This is a genomic window from Kitasatospora sp. NPDC003701 (assembly GCF_053587085.1).
The window spans coordinates 1-16,656 of sequence record NZ_JBSFNM010000017.1; the positions used below are offsets into that span (position 1 = coordinate 1).

At 73.4% G+C, this 16,656-nt stretch carries 16 protein-coding genes and 1 pseudogene; 4 read left to right on the top strand and 13 right to left on the bottom strand.

The window, feature by feature from the left end; all coding sequences use genetic code 11:
* Nucleotides 1-180 (top strand): annotated as a pseudogene (locus tag ACWDRR_RS18015) (hypothetical protein); the annotation flags it as partial.
* On the opposite strand, the gene ACWDRR_RS18020 reads toward ACWDRR_RS18015, so the two are convergent.
* Both ACWDRR_RS18020 and ACWDRR_RS18025 read right to left on the bottom strand, forming a co-directional pair.
* A complete protein-coding gene (locus ACWDRR_RS18020; protein WP_449773152.1) occupies nucleotides 125-307 on the bottom strand; it encodes an FxLD family lanthipeptide in 183 nt (60 codons plus the stop codon). The pseudogene ACWDRR_RS18015 and the gene ACWDRR_RS18020 sit on opposite strands and share 56 nt — an antisense overlap.
* Nucleotides 308-609: 302 nt before the next feature.
* Nucleotides 610-1,404, bottom strand: coding sequence for a TauD/TfdA family dioxygenase (locus ACWDRR_RS18025; protein WP_449773153.1), 795 nt, complete (start codon nucleotides 1,402-1,404; stop codon nucleotides 610-612).
* A gap of 177 nt (nucleotides 1,405-1,581) precedes the next feature.
* On the opposite strand from ACWDRR_RS18025, the gene ACWDRR_RS18030 reads away from it, so the two are divergent.
* The gene (locus ACWDRR_RS18030; RefSeq protein WP_449773154.1) at nucleotides 1,582-2,013 is read left to right on the top strand and encodes an NUDIX hydrolase; all 432 of its coding nucleotides are present in this window, start codon (nucleotides 1,582-1,584) and stop codon (nucleotides 2,011-2,013) included.
* Between the two features lie 3 nt (nucleotides 2,014-2,016).
* Nucleotides 2,017-3,165, top strand: coding sequence for a helix-turn-helix domain-containing protein (locus ACWDRR_RS18035; RefSeq protein WP_449773155.1), 1,149 nt, complete (start codon nucleotides 2,017-2,019; stop codon nucleotides 3,163-3,165).
* A gap of 83 nt (nucleotides 3,166-3,248) precedes the next feature.
* Here the strand turns inward: ACWDRR_RS18035 and ACWDRR_RS18040 are convergent, their stop codons facing one another.
* The 11 genes from ACWDRR_RS18040 to ACWDRR_RS18090 all read right to left on the bottom strand — a co-directional run bounded on the left by ACWDRR_RS18040 (nucleotide 3,249) and on the right by ACWDRR_RS18090 (nucleotide 14,848).
* A complete protein-coding gene (locus ACWDRR_RS18040) occupies nucleotides 3,249-4,163 on the bottom strand; it encodes an endonuclease/exonuclease/phosphatase family protein (RefSeq protein ID WP_449773156.1) in 915 nt (304 codons plus the stop codon).
* Between the two features lie 119 nt (nucleotides 4,164-4,282).
* Nucleotides 4,283-6,160: a glycoside hydrolase family 15 protein gene (locus tag ACWDRR_RS18045; RefSeq protein WP_449773157.1), complete on the bottom strand. Its 1,878-nt coding sequence runs from the start codon at nucleotides 6,158-6,160 to the stop codon at nucleotides 4,283-4,285.
* Nucleotides 6,161-6,214: 54 nt separating this feature from the next.
* Nucleotides 6,215-7,219: a phosphotransferase enzyme family protein gene (locus ACWDRR_RS18050; RefSeq protein ID WP_449773158.1), complete on the bottom strand. Its 1,005-nt coding sequence runs from the start codon at nucleotides 7,217-7,219 to the stop codon at nucleotides 6,215-6,217.
* Between the two features lie 175 nt (nucleotides 7,220-7,394).
* Nucleotides 7,395-7,895, bottom strand: a complete 501-nt coding sequence (locus tag ACWDRR_RS18055; protein ID WP_449773159.1) for a hypothetical protein — start codon at nucleotides 7,893-7,895, stop codon at nucleotides 7,395-7,397.
* Nucleotides 7,892-8,452 carry a hypothetical protein gene (locus ACWDRR_RS18060; RefSeq protein ID WP_449773160.1) on the bottom strand — a complete coding sequence of 187 codons (561 nt, stop codon included), beginning with the start codon at nucleotides 8,450-8,452 and terminating at the stop codon, nucleotides 7,892-7,894. Before ACWDRR_RS18060 ends, ACWDRR_RS18055 begins: the two co-directional genes overlap by 4 nt.
* 74 nt (nucleotides 8,453-8,526) lie before the next feature.
* Nucleotides 8,527-8,772: a hypothetical protein gene (locus tag ACWDRR_RS18065; protein ID WP_449773161.1), complete on the bottom strand. Its 246-nt coding sequence runs from the start codon at nucleotides 8,770-8,772 to the stop codon at nucleotides 8,527-8,529.
* On the bottom strand, nucleotides 8,769-9,287 hold the full coding sequence (locus ACWDRR_RS18070; protein WP_449773162.1) for a hypothetical protein: 519 nt from the start codon (nucleotides 9,285-9,287) through the stop codon (nucleotides 8,769-8,771). The genes ACWDRR_RS18065 and ACWDRR_RS18070 overlap by 4 nt, the downstream gene beginning before the upstream one ends.
* A 32-nt stretch (nucleotides 9,288-9,319) precedes the next feature.
* A complete protein-coding gene (locus ACWDRR_RS18075; protein ID WP_449773163.1) occupies nucleotides 9,320-10,828 on the bottom strand; it encodes a Mur ligase domain-containing protein in 1,509 nt (502 codons plus the stop codon).
* An 81-nt stretch (nucleotides 10,829-10,909) separates the two neighbouring features.
* Nucleotides 10,910-12,322 carry a glutamine synthetase family protein gene (locus tag ACWDRR_RS18080; RefSeq protein WP_449773164.1) on the bottom strand — a complete coding sequence of 471 codons (1,413 nt, stop codon included), beginning with the start codon at nucleotides 12,320-12,322 and terminating at the stop codon, nucleotides 10,910-10,912.
* Nucleotides 12,319-13,815 (bottom strand): amino acid permease, encoded by a 1,497-nt coding sequence (locus ACWDRR_RS18085; protein ID WP_449773165.1) that lies wholly within the window; start codon nucleotides 13,813-13,815, stop codon nucleotides 12,319-12,321. Before ACWDRR_RS18085 ends, ACWDRR_RS18080 begins: the two co-directional genes overlap by 4 nt.
* A gap of 64 nt (nucleotides 13,816-13,879) precedes the next feature.
* Nucleotides 13,880-14,848: a hypothetical protein gene (locus tag ACWDRR_RS18090; protein WP_449773166.1), complete on the bottom strand. Its 969-nt coding sequence runs from the start codon at nucleotides 14,846-14,848 to the stop codon at nucleotides 13,880-13,882.
* A 416-nt stretch (nucleotides 14,849-15,264) separates the two neighbouring features.
* Between ACWDRR_RS18090 and ACWDRR_RS18095 the strand changes: the two genes are divergently transcribed.
* Nucleotides 15,265-16,656, top strand: coding sequence for a helix-turn-helix domain-containing protein (locus tag ACWDRR_RS18095; RefSeq protein WP_449773167.1), 1,392 nt, complete (start codon nucleotides 15,265-15,267; stop codon nucleotides 16,654-16,656).

The following is a 16,656-nucleotide window of genomic DNA, read 5'->3' on the forward strand; positions in this document are numbered from 1 at the left end:
GTGGCCGTGGAGCGGCTGCGGCCCGACGCCCCGCCGGCCGACCTCGGCAGCCTGCGGGCGGACCTGGCGGCGTGGGCGGTGCAGTTCGCCGAGGACATCTCCTCGGCCGACCCGGTGGTGCCGGTCAGGCGACGCCGGTGGTGCAGGCGCCGCAGGTGGAGCCGCAGTTGTCGCCGGTGATGTTGACCAGGCGGGCCGCGTCGGCGACCTCCACGAGGGTGACGTCCAGGTCGAAGCCGTCCGACGTGGCGCCCTGCAGGTCGTGCGGGTTCACCTGGGTGATGCCGTGCGTGATGCTGTGAGCCATGCCAACTCCTCTGTGGGAAACGGTGGTTGTTGCTCTGGATCGGATGTCTCTGTCCGGGGCGCGGCTGATGGCCGCGCTCGCGGACGGTTCTGGTCGGCGCCGGAAGGCGCCCTGCCTATCGGGCCTACATCGCCGACCTCCTGTCAGCGGGCGGGTGGGGGCCGGCCGGAGCCGGGGTGCCGGGGACACCGGGGGTGGTGTCCTTCCGGCTCCGCCTGTCCGAAGTGCCCGGTCGGGCCTCGGGGCGGAAGCTGTGAGATGAGGTGCTCGGACCTTCGCCCCAAGTGGCGGCTTCGGTGCCGTCACCCGCTGGGCGCGGCGCGGTCCAGGGGCCGGGGGAATCCGACGGCCAGGCCGAGAGCGGCGCGTGGCTCTCCCAGGGCTCGCAGCAGCAGCCGGCCGCCGACGAAGGCGGTGCGGCCGTGCAGGAAACGGTGGTTGTCCAGGACGAGGCCCTGTCCGCAGGCCAGGCGCGTGCGGGTGGTGTGGCGCTCGACGGCGCCGCGCAGGGCCGGCAGGTGGGCTTCGGCGTCGGGGGAGAACCGGGCGAGGGAGTCCTGGCGCAGACGCAGGCGCCACCGGCCGTCGGGCAGCTGTTCCAGAACGGGGGCGAAGCGGCCGTCCGCGCCGCCGAAGTACGCCGCCCGCGGCGCCGTGAGGGCCTCCAGCGCGCTCGGGTGGAGGTCGGCGAGCTCGGCGAGGACGGCCCGGCCGTCCACCACGAGGGTCTCGCCTCCCGATTCGGCCGTCCGCGCGCAGGCCAGCAGCAGCAGGCGTGGCGGGCGGGGCAGCTGGGCGCACTCGGTGTGCGGGGAGAGGCCGCCGCGTCCGAGGCCGGCGAAACCCGCCAGGCCCTCGTGGCGGCCGGTGTCGCGCACGACGGTCAGCCCGTCCGGATCGGCGTCACGGTGCTGCCACGGCCGGGCCATGAACCGCCCGGCCGCTTCGAGGACGTCCTCGCGCCCGCCGAGCCGCCCGAGCCGCACCAGGCCGTGCTCGCGCAGCACGCCCGCGGCACGCTCCAGGGCCCCGCCGGCCAGGGCTCCGGGGGTGAACTCTTCGTCCGCGGCGGGCAGCGCGGTGCGGGAAGACGGCATGGGGGATCCCCCTCGTGAGAACGGGCGGACGGGTGGGGACACACTCTCCCCGGCACGTCGGCCCCCGGTGAAGTGACAGATTGTCAAAGCCCGGTCACCGGTCGAGAGAGTCCTGCGGCGGCGGCCGGCTGCTACGTTCGAGGGGCCCGTACCCGCCCGTGCGCCGTGGAAGAAGAGATGACCGGACCCTCCGAACAGCCCTATGCGCCACCGAAGTTCCCGATCTCGGTCAAGGGCGTCGTGCTCGACCCGCAGGGGCGGGTGCTGCTGCTGAAGAACGAACGGTCCGAGTGGGAGCTGCCAGGCGGGAAGATGGAGGGCTGGGAGACTCCCGAGGAGCGGGTGGAGACCGAGATCCGCGAGGAGTGCGGCTGGACGGCCACCGCGGGCCCGCTGCTGGACGTGTGGATGTACGAGCCGCTGCCCGGCCGGCAGGTTTTCATCGTCACCTACGGCTGCACCGCCGCCGACGCCCACCGGCCCCCGGTCGTCAGCCACGAGCACAAGGAAGCCGGGCTGTTCACCCGCGACGAGGTGCCCGGCCTCGTCATGCCGCAGGGCTACAAGGACTCCATCGCCCACTGGCACGAACTCCACGGCCGGGCCTGACCGGTGGCCCGCCGCGACCCGCACGGCGGCATCCGCTGGCACTGGACGACCCCGCGTGCCCAGGACATCCTGCGCCGCCGCAGCCTGCCCGAGATCCTCGCCTTCTACCGTCGGCTCAACCAGCTGCCGCAGGAGGAGCTCGGCACGCTGCTCGGATACTCCACCTCCTACATCTCCCGCGTGGAGACTGGAAGCCGCACCATCACCGACATCGGCGCGCTGCGGCACATCGCCCGGTGCCTCGGCCTGCCACCCCACGTCTTCGGCATCACCGACGACGCCGACGGAGACCACCACGCCATGATCCAGTTCGGTGAGAGCGTCCTGCGCCTGGCCGAGATCGCCCGCCAGGCCGGCCAGGCAGCCGCGGCCGTCGACGAACTCTGGCCCCTCGTCGCCCGCCTCGAAGCCCGGGCCGCCGACGGCCACACCGACACCGACGTCCTGCGCCTGCTCGCCCGGGCCCGGGTCGGACTCGGCGTCGCCCTCGGCCACGTCCTTCCCGAGGAACGCCTCGCCACCGCCGCACGCTGGACCGGCAAGGGGCTTGCCGTCGCCCGCCGCCTCGACGACCGGGCCCTGCACGCCCACGCCCTGCGCCACCACGGCAACGAACTGCGCAAGGCCGGCCTGCACCACGCCGCCCTGGAACGCCTCGCCCGCGCCCGCGACCTCTCCCGCACCCCCGACGACCGCGCGGCGGCCGTGATCCTCCTCGCCCGCGCCGCCGGAACAGCCCGGGCCACCACGGTCTTCGACGACGCCGTCGCCGAGAGCCAGCGGCTGCTGGAGACCGCCGGCACCACCGCGCTGTTCTCCGAGTTCACCCTCCACGAGGTGCGGCTGCGCGGCCTCGCCGCCACCGGCCGCGTCCCGGCCGCCGTCGAACTCCTCGAACGCGCCCCCGCACCGGGATTCCAGATCAGCCCCCAGTGGCGCATCATCTCCGCGATCACCGCAGGCCAGATCCTGCTCCGCCGGGGCGACCGGGACGCGGCCGGCGAGCAGATGCGCGCCGCCCTGCACGGCGCCGAACTGCACCGGCTCCCGCACCAGGTCCAGCGCGTACTCCGCGCCGGCGCCCTGCTCCCGGACATCCGCGAGCAGGCGCAGGGCGCCCTCGCCCGGCTGCGGGCGGACATAGCGGCCTGACATACGGGGTGGGGATACGGCGGACACGGGTGTTGCTCCTCTCTCTCGGGTGAACAGGGCCGCGGGCGGGCGCACGGCCGCTCTCAGCGGGCGCCGGAGCGCCGGTAGTCGAAGCCGGCGTGCTTCTGGAGACCGGCGATGAACGTGTCGGCGTCCCAGACCGAGACGGTGAGCGGGTGGTCGGACAGGCCGGGCAGCGGGACGACGCGGAAGTCCCGCAGGGCCGGGAGCAGCGCGCGGGAGGCGCGCTGGAAGTCGATCCGCTGGGCGGGCCCCTGGCGCTCGTTGGTGGCGGGGTCCTGGCTGGCGGTGGCGGCGAGCGCGTGGTCCTGGCCGAGGCGGGTGGCGGCGTGGAGGGCGACGTCGTCGATGCCAACCGCGGTGAGGATGCGGTCCGGTTCGGTGTCGGTCACCGAGCCTGCGCGGGTGCGGTGCTCCTGGTGGGTACGGTCATGGATGTTCGGCCAGTCGGGGAAGGGCTGCAGCTCCTGGCCGGATCCGCTGTAGGAGTTGAAGTCGCCGCCGAGCAGGACGGCCAGGTTTGGCCGTTGCCAGGTGGTCATGTTGCCCGCCTCGATCTGGCGGCGGTCAGGAGAGCGGTAGCTGAGGTGCACGGAGGCGAGTTGGAGCGGGACGCCCGCCTCGGCGTACCTGACGGAGACGGCGCACGGCGGCAGCCACCAGTCCTTTTCCTGCGGCCACACGCCGGTGACGCGGAAGGTGTCCTCGCGCACGAACAGGCCGCACGGGTTGGGGGACTCCGCGGGCGCGGCGGGGCCGAGGAAGCCGCGCATGCCGAGCATGCGCTCCGCCTCGTGCAGGAGCCGGCCGCCGTTGGCGGCGGAGTGGGTCATCTCCTGCCGGAACAGCACGTCGAACGGATAGGCGCTCAGGGCCTCGTGGGCGTCGTACCAGCGGTCGAAATGGCCTCCGCCGCGGGGAGTGGCGGTGTAGCCGTCGTGGTCGAGGTTGAAGGAACCGATCGTGAGCGTGGCCAAAGCGGTCTCCTGGGAGATGTTGCAGGGCGGGTGGACGGACTGGAGGCGTGCCGGATCCGTGGCAGCGGGGGCTCGGGTCCGCTGGGGCGGCCTGACGAGCGTGGGTCGGCGGGGTGTGCTCAGCCGACTTCCGCGAAGGCCGGCCGGGAGGAGCGACGGGGCGACGTCTCCCGCGCGGGGCTGGAGAGCGCCCTTGCGGTATCGGCGAGCGCCCACATGGAGAACGCCTGCGGGAAGTTGCCCAGCTGCCTGCGAGCGAGGGGGTCGTACTCCTCGGCGAGCAGGCCGACGTCGTTGCGCAGGGCGAGGAGCTTGTCGAACAGCTGCCGGGCCTCGGCGGTGCGCCCGATTAGGGTGAGGGCGTCGGCGAGCCAGAAGGAGCAGGCGAGGAAGGCGCCTTCGTGCCCGGAGAGGCCGTCGACGTTGTCGTCGCTGGCGGCGTGGGTGGGGTAGCGCAGCAGGAAGCCGTCCTGGGTGGACAGTTCGCGCTGGATCGCCTCGACGGTGCCGATCACCCGCTTGTCGTCCGCGGGCAGGAACCCGACCAGGGGGATCAGCAACAGGGAGGCGTCCAGCTCGGCGCTGCCGTAGAACTGGGTGAAGGTGTTCCGCTCGGGGTCGAAGCCGTTCGCGCACACGTCCCGGTGGATGGCATCGCGCACCGCTCGCAGGTGCTCCAGCACCGGCTCCGGGGTGGCGGGGCGGCGCTGCAGCAGCGTGATGGTGCGGTCGAAGCAGACCCAGGCCATGACCTTGGAGTGGACGAAGTGCCGGCGCGGGCCGCGGATCTCCCAGATGCCCTCGTCGGGCTCGCCCCAGAGCGTCTCCAGCCGCTCGGCCAGGGCGAGCAGCAGGGCATCGCAGCCCGGGTGTGCGGGCAGGCCCGCGTCGTCGGCGAGCAGTAGCGCGTCGGCCAGTTCCCCGTAGACGTCGAGCTGCAGCTGCCCGGCGGCGCCGTTGCCGATCCGCACGGGCCGGGAGTCCTCGTAGCCGGGCAGGTGGCCGAGGACCTTCTCCTCCAGGCCGGCCGTGCTGGTGGCGCGGTAGATGGCGCGCAGGTCGGCCGGGTCGATGACCGCCGTCAAATAGTCGCGCCAGGCGCGGGCCTCCTGGGTGAAGCCGGCCCGGAGCAGGGCGGCGACGGTCAGGGCGCTGTCGCGCACCCACACGAAGCGGTAGTCCCAGTTTCGTTCCCCGCCGATCAGTTCGGGCAGGGAGGTGGTGGGTGCGGCGATGATGCCCCCGTCGGGGTGGCACATCGCTTTGAGGGTGATCGCCGCGCGGAGCACCGCGTCGCGGTCGGGGCCCCGGTAGGTGCTGGCCGTCACCCACCGCTGCCAGTAGTCCTGGGTGGCGGCCAGCTCCGCGTGGGTGTCGGGGATCGGCGGAGCGGGCTGGTTGGAGCGGTGCCAGGTCAGGGCGAAGGTGAAGCTCTGCCCGGCGTGGACGGCGGTGTCGGCCCGGCAGACCCCCCGGCGGCCGGCGCTGTGGCGCTGCGGGGAGTCCAGCCAGAAGGAGTCCGGTCCGCTGGTCGCGCACAGCCGGGGCACGCCGTTGTCCGTGCGGGTGATGCGGGGGCCGAGGGCGCCGTAGCCGGGGCGGGGCCGGTAGACCGAGGCGACGCGCACGGTGCCGCTCAGGCCCTCCACGATCCGCACGAGGCGCGGTGGCGGGTCGCCGTAGGCGCCCGGGGCGGGCATGAAGTCGGTGATGCGGACGCTGCCGTCCTCGGTGTCCCACTCCTGCTCCAGGACCAGGGTGGATCCGGCGTAGCGGCGCCGGGTGGCCGGCGGCGGGGCGGTGCCGTCGTAGACGGCCGGGCCCAGGCGCCAGAAGCCGTGGTCGTTGTGCCCGAGCAGTTCGGCGAACACGGCCGGGGAGTCGAAGGCGGGCAGGCACAGCCAGTTGATGGTGCCGTCGGTGCGCACGAGGGCGGCCGAGCTGGTGTTGCCGATGAGGGCGTGGTCCTCGATCCGGGTTGCGGTGGTGAGCGGCATCGGTGTCCTGACGGGTGGTGGAGTACGGGGGAAGGGATTCGGGAGGCGGTGCGGTCAGGTCGGCGCGGGCACGGCGGGCTTGGTGTAGCCGGTGGCCGTGGACCATCGCCACGGGTAGTGGGCCTGGTTGCCGTCCTGGTCCCGCAGGCAGGCCAGCCGGTACGCGGCCTCGTCCGCCCAGGCCGGCTCGCGCTGGGCCGCCTCCAGGGCGATGACGAACCCGGTGGCCGCCCGCAGCGGGGCGAGCACCCGCGCGTACGGTGTCCCGCCCGCCACGGTGGTGACGTCGGTGCCGTAGGCGGTGTGGAACCGGTCGTAGAGCGCGGGGTCGCCTCCGAAGCCGTCGCGGCTCCACGCGACGAACGCGAGGTCGTAGAGGGCCGGGCCGACGCTGACGTACTCCAGGTCGATCAGCGCGGGCCCGTGCGCGGTGCGCAGGGTGTTCTGGGTGGCGAGGTCGCCGTGCAGCACGACCGGGCCGCCCGGCCAGTCGGTGGCCGCGAACCGCTCGCCGGCCGCCTGGACGTGGCCGCTGAGCCAGTGACGGTCGGCCTGGTGAAGGACGCTGTCGGGCAGCCGCTCGACGCGGGCCAGCAGGCCGGCGGCGGGGTCGAGGCGGGGCAGGTCCAGGTGGCCGGGCACGGGCAGGGCGTGCAGGCGGGCCAGCACGCGGCCCAGGTCCTCGGGGGCGACGGGGCCGCCGTCGCCGAGGTCGTGGGTGAAGGTCACCAGGTGCCCGGCGGCCAGGACGGGGAAGCGGCTGCCGGCCGGGCGGGCGGTCAGGATGTCGCTGTCGTGCAGCCACTGGGCGGTCAGCACCTGCCGGGTGACGGAGGCCCGTCCGGTTCCGGGCCGGTGGATCTTCGCTATCACCGGTCCCTGCGGCGTGGCCCGCGGCAGGCGAACGACCCAGTTGTGGTTGAAGTGCAGCAGGCGGGCGCCGCTGAGGTCGAAGCCCTGCGAGGCGCAGGCGGTCTCCAGCGCCTCGCGGGCCGGGGCGGACAGTTTGGCTCTGCCAGGCGTGTCGGTGCCGCCGGAAGGGGTGTGGTTCACGCTCATGGCCGGTCCCCCGCGGGTCGGCCGGCACCCGGCCGCGCGGAGCGGTGGGTGGCGGGCGGCGGGTCGGCCGGGCCGGTGGCGGGCGGGTTCGGGTCGGGCGGACAGCTCACGGCGGGGTCTCCGGATCGGTGGCGGGTGGCGGCGGGACTGGGTGGCGGTGGCGCGGGCGGGGCGGTCAGGTGTGCGGGCGGGCCCGGGGCTCCGGTGGCGTGTGGGCCGCTGTCTGGGCGGAGAGCTGGGCCAGGGCGGCGGTGACGGTGTCGGCGAGCGTGGACTCCACGGGCAGCCAGGGCAGAACGGCGCCCAGGGCGTGTCGGGTGGACGCCTGGCCGGGGTCGTCCGGGTCGCAGCCCACGACCACGGTGCCCGCGGTCCGGCCGAACAGGTGCGACTCGTACAGGTCCTGGATGCGCTGGGCGCCGATCGGCATCCAGAACAGGACGCAGTCGGTGCGGCGGATGTTGTGGTCCTGCCAGCCGAACGGGGCCCACGCGAGGAACGGATCGGCGCCGGGACGGGTGGGACGGGGGCTGAGGACGGTACCGGTGAAGCCCGCCGCGGCCAGGAGGGCGACGGCTTCGCTCTGCCAGTGGGGGACGCCGATGCTCGGCCCGGCCAGGTAGATCGAGGGCCCGGCGTCGGGGGTGAACTCCTGGGGCGGCTCGATGTACCTCACCGGACCGGCACTTTGGTGTCGGGGGTGAGCAGCCGATGGCCGCGTGTCAGCCGGCCTGCCGCGTCGCCGGCCGGGGCGAGGTTGCCGGCGCGGCTGACGAGTGTGCGCAGTGCTCCGCTGTTGGTTACCGCGGCGGGTGCCGGGTCCGGGCTGATGACGAGGCAGTGCTCGATGGGCTGGCCGAGCAGCTCGGCGGCGGCTCGGTAGGGGTTGGTTCCCTCCCGCAGCCGGCCGTGGCCGTAGACGGCCGCGGACCACAGGTTGGGCACCCGCAGTGCGGTGAGCTGCTCGACGAAGGCGTCGTCCAGGCGCGGGGCGACGACGGCGCAGGGGATGGCCACGGAGCGGGCGCGAAGCAGCAGCCGCAGCAGCGGTGCGGGGACGGTGGCCGGGGTCGGGCCGCCGGTGCTCAGAAGTGCGGGGTCGGCTCCGAGAAGTGCGGTCCGGGGGACGTCGGCGAGCGCGTCGATGTCGACGATGACGGCGGTGCGCTCGTGCAGGTGGCGGTCCAGGTCCAGGCTCGCCGCGGCGTGGTCTATGGATGGTGGGGCGTTCATCAGCTCTTCGGTGTCGTAGGGGTGCGGCCCTGGCCCGGACGGCCGCTATGGGTTGTGCACAGTGCGGGTGCTGCTCAGCCGGACCGGCGGTGACTGGCCTCGGCGGTGCCGCGGTCCGGCGGCGGCCCGCGGTGGTTGAGCAGCCGGTCGGCGGTGAACAGGGCGGCGAAGGCGCCGGCGGCGAAGAGGGCGAGGTACACCGGCCCGCCGGTGCGGGTGTGGTGGTCCAGGAGGTAGACGGCCGTGCCGCCGGCCTGGGCGCCGGCCAGGATCTGCAGTGCCGCGGGTGCGGCCCGGCGGGCTGTCCGGGACGGCTTCACCTGGGCCTCCCACCGGTCGGGTTGGGAGGGGTGAAGGGTTCGGCGGGCCAGTGCGGGTCGATGTCGCTCAGGAGGGTGAGCTGCGCGAGGACCCCCACGACGGCGGCCTGGGGCCGGCTGTCGACGCCCAGTTCGGTGAGCAGCGTCTTGGTGTAGCCGCGCATCGTGGAGGGGGCGATCCCCCAGCCGGCGGTCAGCTCGCCGGTGCTCCGGCCGCCGGACCAGCCGCGGAGGATCTGCAGCAGGCGGGGCCTCAGCTGGGGCTTGGTGGTGAGAGCCGCGGTGGGGTGGACCGGGCCGGTGACGATTGCCCGGGCGGTGGCCCAGGCGGACAGGTGCAGCACGGTGCGGGTGCGGGTGCGACCCAGCAGCGTCTCGATGGCGGCGCGGACGTCGTCGGGTGCCACGGCTGGCTCCGCGTCGGCGGCGATCTGGTGGTGGCTGGCGCCGGAGGCGGCCAGGACGATCAGGCGGCGGTCCTGGTCGCTGAGGTCGGGCAGGGGGCCGGTGGTCATGGCGGGGTCTTTCGCGGGTGCGGGCGGGCGGGTCACAGGTGGCGCGGGATCGGGGAGTTGGGTGCGCCGAGGTGGAACAGCAGGCGGGGCCCCAGAGCGGTGGCCTGGTCCTGGCCGATGAGAAGGACGAGGTCGCCGGGGGCGGTGAGCGCGGCGATCTGCTGTTCGGCGCCGGGCTCGCACGGGCCGGACCGCAACCGGCGCACGGTGCGGTCGCCGGATGCCATGGCCACGGCGGCGTGCTGCTCGATGGTGTCGAGGGGGTCGGGCGCGCTGACGGAGTCCAGCGGGGTGCTGACGGGGAGCAGGAGCGCGTGGTCGGCTTCCCTGAGTGCGGCGCCGAGGTCGATGGCGTGCTCGCTGGAGCGGGCGAAGCCGTCCGGCTCCAGGACGGCGATCACCGAGCCTTCGGTGAGCATGCGGGCCGCGGTGACGTCCTGCTCGACCTCGTGGGGGTGGCGGGCCCGGGAGGTCACGACGGTGATCCGCGCCTGGGTGCCGACGGTGGCGAGTGAGCGCTCGACGCCGTGGAAGGCGGCCAGGCGCTCGGCGACGGCCTGCGGGTCCTCGCCGAGGACCAGGGCGGTGGCGATGGCCGCGCAGGCGGCCCGGGCGTGGTGGTGGCCGGTGATCGGCAGGACGAAGGCGTGCTGCAGGCCCTGGTATTGGAGGGTGAGGTGGAAGGCGTTGCCGAGCCACCGGGGTGCGAGGACCCGCACGTCGGCACCCTCCGCGCCCACGGTGACCAGGCCGGGTCCGGGCCGGTCGGTGAGGCGCTCGCGCAGGATCGCCACGCTGTTGTCCCAGGTCGGCAGGACGACGGTGGCGGCGGTGCGCGCCAGGCGCTCGGCCGCGTTGAGGCCCTCGACGTGGTCGGGGTAGTGGGGGGCGTTCGCACCGCAGGTGGTGATCAGCACCACGGCCGGGGCGAGGTTGTTCTTCAGGTACGGGGCCGGGTGGCGCTGCCAGGCGGTGGGCGCCTGGGCCTCGTGGGTGCCGGCGTCGGGGCAGAAGTCCACGACGAGCCGGCCCCCGCCTGCGCGCCCTGCGGCACCGCCCCGGGCCGGGGCGTTGAGGATCCAGCCCGTCGCGCCGTCGTCGAGCGCCGCGGCCAGGGTGGCGGCGCCCGTCGTGGTGCTGTGGCTGCCCCCGACGGCCGCCACCTTCTGCCCGGGGTGCGCCGCCACGGCAGCGAGGGCGAGCGCTCGCCCGAGCATCGGCAGCTGCAGCACCCGCGCCCGGTCGAGCTCGGGGTGGGCGCCCACGACAGCGCCCGGCCACACCACCGCGCTGCGGTCGGAGCGCACGTGCCCGGTGGCGAACCCGGTCACGACTTTCACCCCGGCGGCTCTCAGGCCGGCCACCACCGGGCTGTCGTGCTCGCCGGCGGGGACGCTGCCGGTGACGTCGGCGCCGCGCCCGGCCAGCCACAGGGCCAGGCCCTCCATACCGGGCACGGCGACGTCGACCAGGTGCGGGGCGGACAGCAGCTCGGGGACGGCCGGGGCCGCGACGATCACGGGGGCGGTGGTGGTGTCCATGAGGATCTCCAACGGGAAGTGGGGGTGGGGTTGGTCCGGGCCAGCGGCGGGGAGGGGGTCACCCCGCCGCCGGCCCGGGGCTCATGCCTGGGCGAAACCACGCTCCAGCTCGGCGTCGGTGACGCGGGCGGCGTGGTGGTCCAGGTCCAGGCGGGCGACGGCGGCCAGGTGCGCGACGACCCGCTCGCCCAGCAGCCCGGCCGCCAGCTCGCTGCCCTCGAACGCGGCGAGGGCCTCGGCCAGGGAGCGCGGCACGGGCACCGCGTCCCGCTCCTGATAGGAGTCGCCGGTGCTGGCCGGCGGGGGCTTGAGGCCGGCGCTGATGCCGTGCCGGACACCGGCCAGGACGGCCGCGACGGCCAGCACCGGGTTGGCGTCGGCGCCGGGCAGCCGCACTTCCAGGCGCAGGCTCCGGTCGTGGCCGACCACCCGCACCGCACAGGAGCGGTTGTCCCAGCCCCAGGTGAAGCGGGACGGCGCGAACGAGTGATCACCGAAGCGCCGGTAGGAGTTCACGTACGGCGCCCACAGCGGAGCGGTCACCGGCAGCACCGCCAGCAGCCCGGCCACCGCCTGCTCACCCAACTCCGACAGCGCCTTCCCCTCGCCCAGGCCGGAGGCCAGCACCGTTCCCCGGTCGGAGTGCAGCGAGACGTGCAGGTGCATGCCGCTGCCGACCCCGGTGGCCGGGGCCGCCATGAACGACGCCGCCATCCCCAGCCCGTCCGCCACCACCCTGGTCGCGTGCTTGAACAGCACGTGCTGCTCGCACACCGCGCGCGGCTCCCCCCAGGGGAACGTCACCTCGACCTGTCCCGGCGCTCCCTCCAGCTTGACCGCCTCGACCGGCAGACCCGCTCCGGCGAGGACCCGCCGCAGCCGTCCGCCGAACTCGGAGACCGGACCCGGCTGGTCGAGGGCGTAGTCGCGGTTGTCCCACGTCGCCGGGCGGAGCTTCCGCCAGCCGGCCCCTGCCGCGTCGCGGGCGGTGCCCTCGTAGAGGACGAACTCCGTCTCGACGCCGATCCCGGCCGACAGGCCGAGTCCGGAGAGCAGATCGCGCTGGTCGTTCAGCACGGTGACCGGCGCCAGTGGGTGCGGCCACCCGCCGAGAATCGGCTCGGCCAGCACCAGCGCCGTCGCCGGAAGCCACGGCAGGACCCGGGCGCGGCCGAGGTCGGGCAGCAGGGCGACATCGCCGAAGCCCGTGGCCCACGAGAACTCCCCGGCACGCGGGGCGGTCATCCCCAGGTCGGTGCCGATCACGTACCCGCACATCTCCGGGGAGAACCGGCCCGACCGCAGCTGCTCCGCCAGCAACGCCGCGTCGTACGCCTTGCCCTTGAGCCGGCCCTGCACGTCGATCGCGGCGAGCAGAACGGTGTCGATACCGTCGTCGCCGTCGACCAGTTCGTGCAGCGGCCGAGCGGGCGACGCCGGACCGGCAGCGGCGCGGCCGGTGCGGGCGCGGGCGGCACGCACGGTCGCCCTCATACGATCTGCGCCTCGACCTTGGCCAGGTGCGCGTCCTGGACGACCGGCACCGAGAACTTGTCGCCGGCCAACTTCCACCACGCCCAGGCCAGCATGAGGACCACCGCCAGGGTGATCGGCGCGTAGTTGAACGTCGAGACGGATACGGGGGCGCGCTGCGGCAGGCACATCAGCGCGGTGAGGATCACCACCCACACCACGGCGGCGGTCCCGATCGGCCTGCTCCACCGGCCCAGCTTCCACGGCCCGGCGACGAACCGCTTGCCCCGCCGCAGCCGCAGGTAGACGGGGATGATGTAGGAGCAGTTCATCCCGATCACGTTGATGGCCGTCACCGCGCCGTAGGCGACGGAAGACCAGAGCGAGGGAACGGCCAGGACGAAGGCGACCGAGACCGCCAGCCACACCGCGAGCACCGGCACGCCGTTGGCCGAGACCCGGCGCCAGGTCGCCGATCCGGGCAGCGCGTTGTCCCGCGAGAAGGCGTAGATCATCCGCGACGCCGCGGTGGTCTCGGCCGAGCCGCAGAACAACTGGGCGCCGATCACGATCAGCAGCAGCGCCTTGGCGCCGGTCGTGCCGAGAGCGTCGAGGAAGATCTGCGCGGGCGGCACCGCCGCGCCGGCGGTGCCCGCGTAGTCCTGCACCGCGAACAGCAGACCCGCCAGCAGCACGAACCCGGCCAGCAACGAGACCCAGATCGACCGGACGATGCCGCGCGGCGCCGCCACCTGCGCGTCCTTCGTCTCCTCCGACATGTGCGCGCTCGCGTCGTAGCCGCAGAACGTGTAGCCGCCCAGCAACAACCCGATGGCGCTCACGTAGACCGGGTTCGACCACCCGGTCTCGTTCACGAAGTGCCCGAACACGAAGGACGGGGACTGGTGATGGGCGGGGACGAGGGCGAGCACGCCGACGATCACCGCGACACCGAGCAGGTGCCACCACACCGAGATCGAGTTGAACAGGCTTACCACCCGCACCCCCACGACGTTCAGCAGGGCGTGCAGCAGCAGGACACCGGCGAAGATCGCGAGGGTCAGACCGGGGGTCTGCACGACGCCCCACTGGAGCCCGGCGAACGCGGCGATGAAGCTCGCGGCGCCGTAGTCGATGCCGGCGATGCCTCCCAGCAGCCCCATCAAGTTGAGCCAGCCGGTCACCCATCCCCATCGGGGGCCGCCGAGGCGCTGGGACATGAAGTAGAGGCCGCCGGAGGTGGGGTAGGCGCTGGTGACCTCGGCCAGGGAGAGGCCAACGAGCAGCACGGCCAGGCCGACACCGACCCAGCCCCACATCATCACCGCCGGACCGCCGGTCACCATCCCGGTCCCGAACAGCGTCATGCAGCCGGACAGAACCGAAATGACCGACAGAGAGATGGCGAAGTTCCCGAACGAGCCCATTCTGCGGGTCAGTTCAGGCTGGTAGCCCAGTGATCGCAGGTACTCGTCGTCCCCGTTCGCGGGGGCGGATCGGTGGGACCGGGACATGCGGAGACCTCCGTAGGGCGAAGCGACGGTGAGGTGCCCGGCGTAACTGCCGGGTGGAAGACGGTCAGCGAGTGGCGGCGAACGACTGGGCCATGGCCTGGTGCAGCAGTTGTTCCGGTCGGCCCGACAGGCTCGCCCACGGCTGGGAGGAGACGAACGGGTCGAGCGCCGCGAACACCTCGGCGGCCAGTGCCGGCTCTCGGGTCACCCAGAGGGCGTGGGCGAGGTGGCTCTCGTCCACCACCGCCCACCGTCCGCCCGCTGACCGCGCCGTGTGCCAGTGCTCGTAGGCCCGCAACGCCGCTGCCTTGACGCCTTCGTCGTGCGTCCAGAGCAGAGCGACAGCCTCCTTGCGCTCGGCACGCCGGTAGCGGTCGACCTGCAGGTACAGCGGAAGGGCGTAGAGAGGCGAGCCGGGCGGGGCGGCGTCCAGGTACGTCGCCACGAACTCGGCCGCAGTGCCGCCGTCTCCCCGGGCCAGCCAGAAGCGGAGCATGCGGTGGAACGCCTCCCTGCACCACGGATCGGCCAGGCGAGCCTGGCCAAGCAGCCCCCACGGGCCGGGAGGAAGCATCTGGTCGGGCGCCACAACCCGGTGCTCGGGACGCTCCTGGTCCGGATCCAACTGGGCGAGCGCGAGCAGGCCGATCCACGGGACAGGGTCGCCCGCGAGCTGGGTGGCCGCCTGCCAGCACCATCCGCGGGCTTCGCGCTCCCGAGCGGCAACTTCCCCGTGCGTCTGCGCGGGCAGGAGAGCCAGCTCGACGGAGACCCTGGCCTGAAGCGTGACCAGGCCGAAGCCGCTCGGCTCCTCCCGGGCCCAGTGCCGAAGGACATCGGTGTGGGCCGCGACGACGCCGAGCGCCTGGGTACGCGAGGTCCACAACGACCGGTCACTCCACGAACCGGCCAGCAGCGCACGAGCGGCCTGCCAGCGCCCGGCCCGCAGCTCCTCCACCGCCCCGCGCAACTCCCCGTCGTGGCCGGCGGGATGCTGGACGAGCTGCGCTCCAGGACCGTATGAGACGTCCATCGCCGTTCCTTTCCAAGGGAGATGTTGCTGGGAGAGCCGCGGCACCGGATCGACGGTCAGTGACCGACGAGGTGGATGGCTGGTGTGGCGCACGGAGGCGTGCTGTCGGGCGGACCGGGACTGTCACGACCGCGACAACGAAGTGATCGATTTCGGTCTGAGCAACTGCCCGCCGGAGTAAGGTGCCCGAGAGTGTTCACTGGCGACCATTCGAGTAGTCATATTCGCAGCGAAATATGATCTTGCCGGTCGCCTGCGGGGGGCTGGTCCCTCCCGCCTGCGGAGGGGGCAGGATGAGCGGGCGACGTTGCGAGCGGTGCGGTTGCACGCTCAGCCGCTACAACGACGACGGCAGTGTGTGTGGCCCGTGCGCGCGGACGGTCGCCGAGCCGGTTTCCCCAGGAGTGCCGGCTTGGGTGTGGCGTGACGCCAAGGTGCGCGAAACCCTCGCCGAGCTGGACTTCGGCAGCCTGAGCAGGCGCCTGCGGGAGATCGTCCCCCTGCGCCAGGACGACCTGGCAGTCATCACCGGACTGACCCAGGGCTACATCTCCCGGCTGGAGGCCGGACGGGTACAGCTGATACACATCGACAGGATCGTCGACTTCCTCAACACGATCGGCGCACCCGCCGACCTCGTGCGACTGCCACTGCGCGGAAATACGGAGTCAGCTCCCCCAGGAACAGACGGCAGTTCACTCCAGGCCCACGAGGACGCCGCCGCGCCGTGGACCGCCCGTCGTATGGTGGCCGGACTGCAAGAGGCCATGCGAGGGGAGCCCGCCATGCGTCCGAATCGCCGGCAAGTCCTGGTCCTCACCGGAGCAGCACTGTCCGCCTACATCCACCAGTGGGGCATCGCCGACGCGGAACCCCTCGAACGCGCACTTGACGGAGCCCGGGTGGCCCCGGACCTCGTCGGGAGCCTCCAGGGAACCATCGACAGCCTCCGCACCATGGACGCCAACTCGGGCAGCGGACTCGTTGCCGGCCTCGCAAGGGCCCACCTCGGCCTCGTCTACGAGACACTGAAGTCGGCCAGCTACGACGAGCAGACGGGACGGCAGTTAGCGGGGATCGCAGCCGACACCGCGACCCAGCTCGGCTGGTTCCACTTCGACGCAGGCCGTCACGAACAAGCACAGCGCGCCCTGCTCGCAGCCCTGCGGGCAGCCCACGCCTCCGGTGACCCGCGCTACGGCGCGGGCGCCCTCTCCTACATGGCCATCCAGAGCTACTCCGTCGGCAGCCCCCGTGACGCCGTAGTCGCCATGCAGGCCGCCCGGGAGAAGGTCCGCACAGTCGGCTCACCCGTCCTGGAAGCCATGTTGCTGACCCGCCAGGCCCGCGGGCACGCCAAGCTCGGAGAGAACCAGGCATGCCTGCGCGCTCTCGGCCGAGCCGCGGACCTCGCCAACGATGACCCGTCCGAACAGGACCCCGGCTGGCTCTACTGGATGAACCGCGGCGAGATCCTCGGCCAGACCGCCAGCTGCCATCTCGAACTCGGCGAACACCAGCTCGCAGCCGGCTACTTCGAACAGGCCGCCTCCACCCTGAACCCCACCGACCTGCGGACCAGAGCCCTCTTCGCCTCCCGAGCAGCCTCCGCCCACCTCCTAGCCGGGGACCGCGACGGCGGGTTCGCCGCCGCCGACGCCGCGCTCACCCTCGCCGCAAACGTCCAGTCGGCGCGACTGGCCGACCACCTCGCCAAGGCGGTCGAGCACGTACGGGCGATCCCGGGCCCCCGGTCGAGCGAGCTGGTAGAACGATCACGACAAGTGATGGCGGCCAAGGAGCTCTGA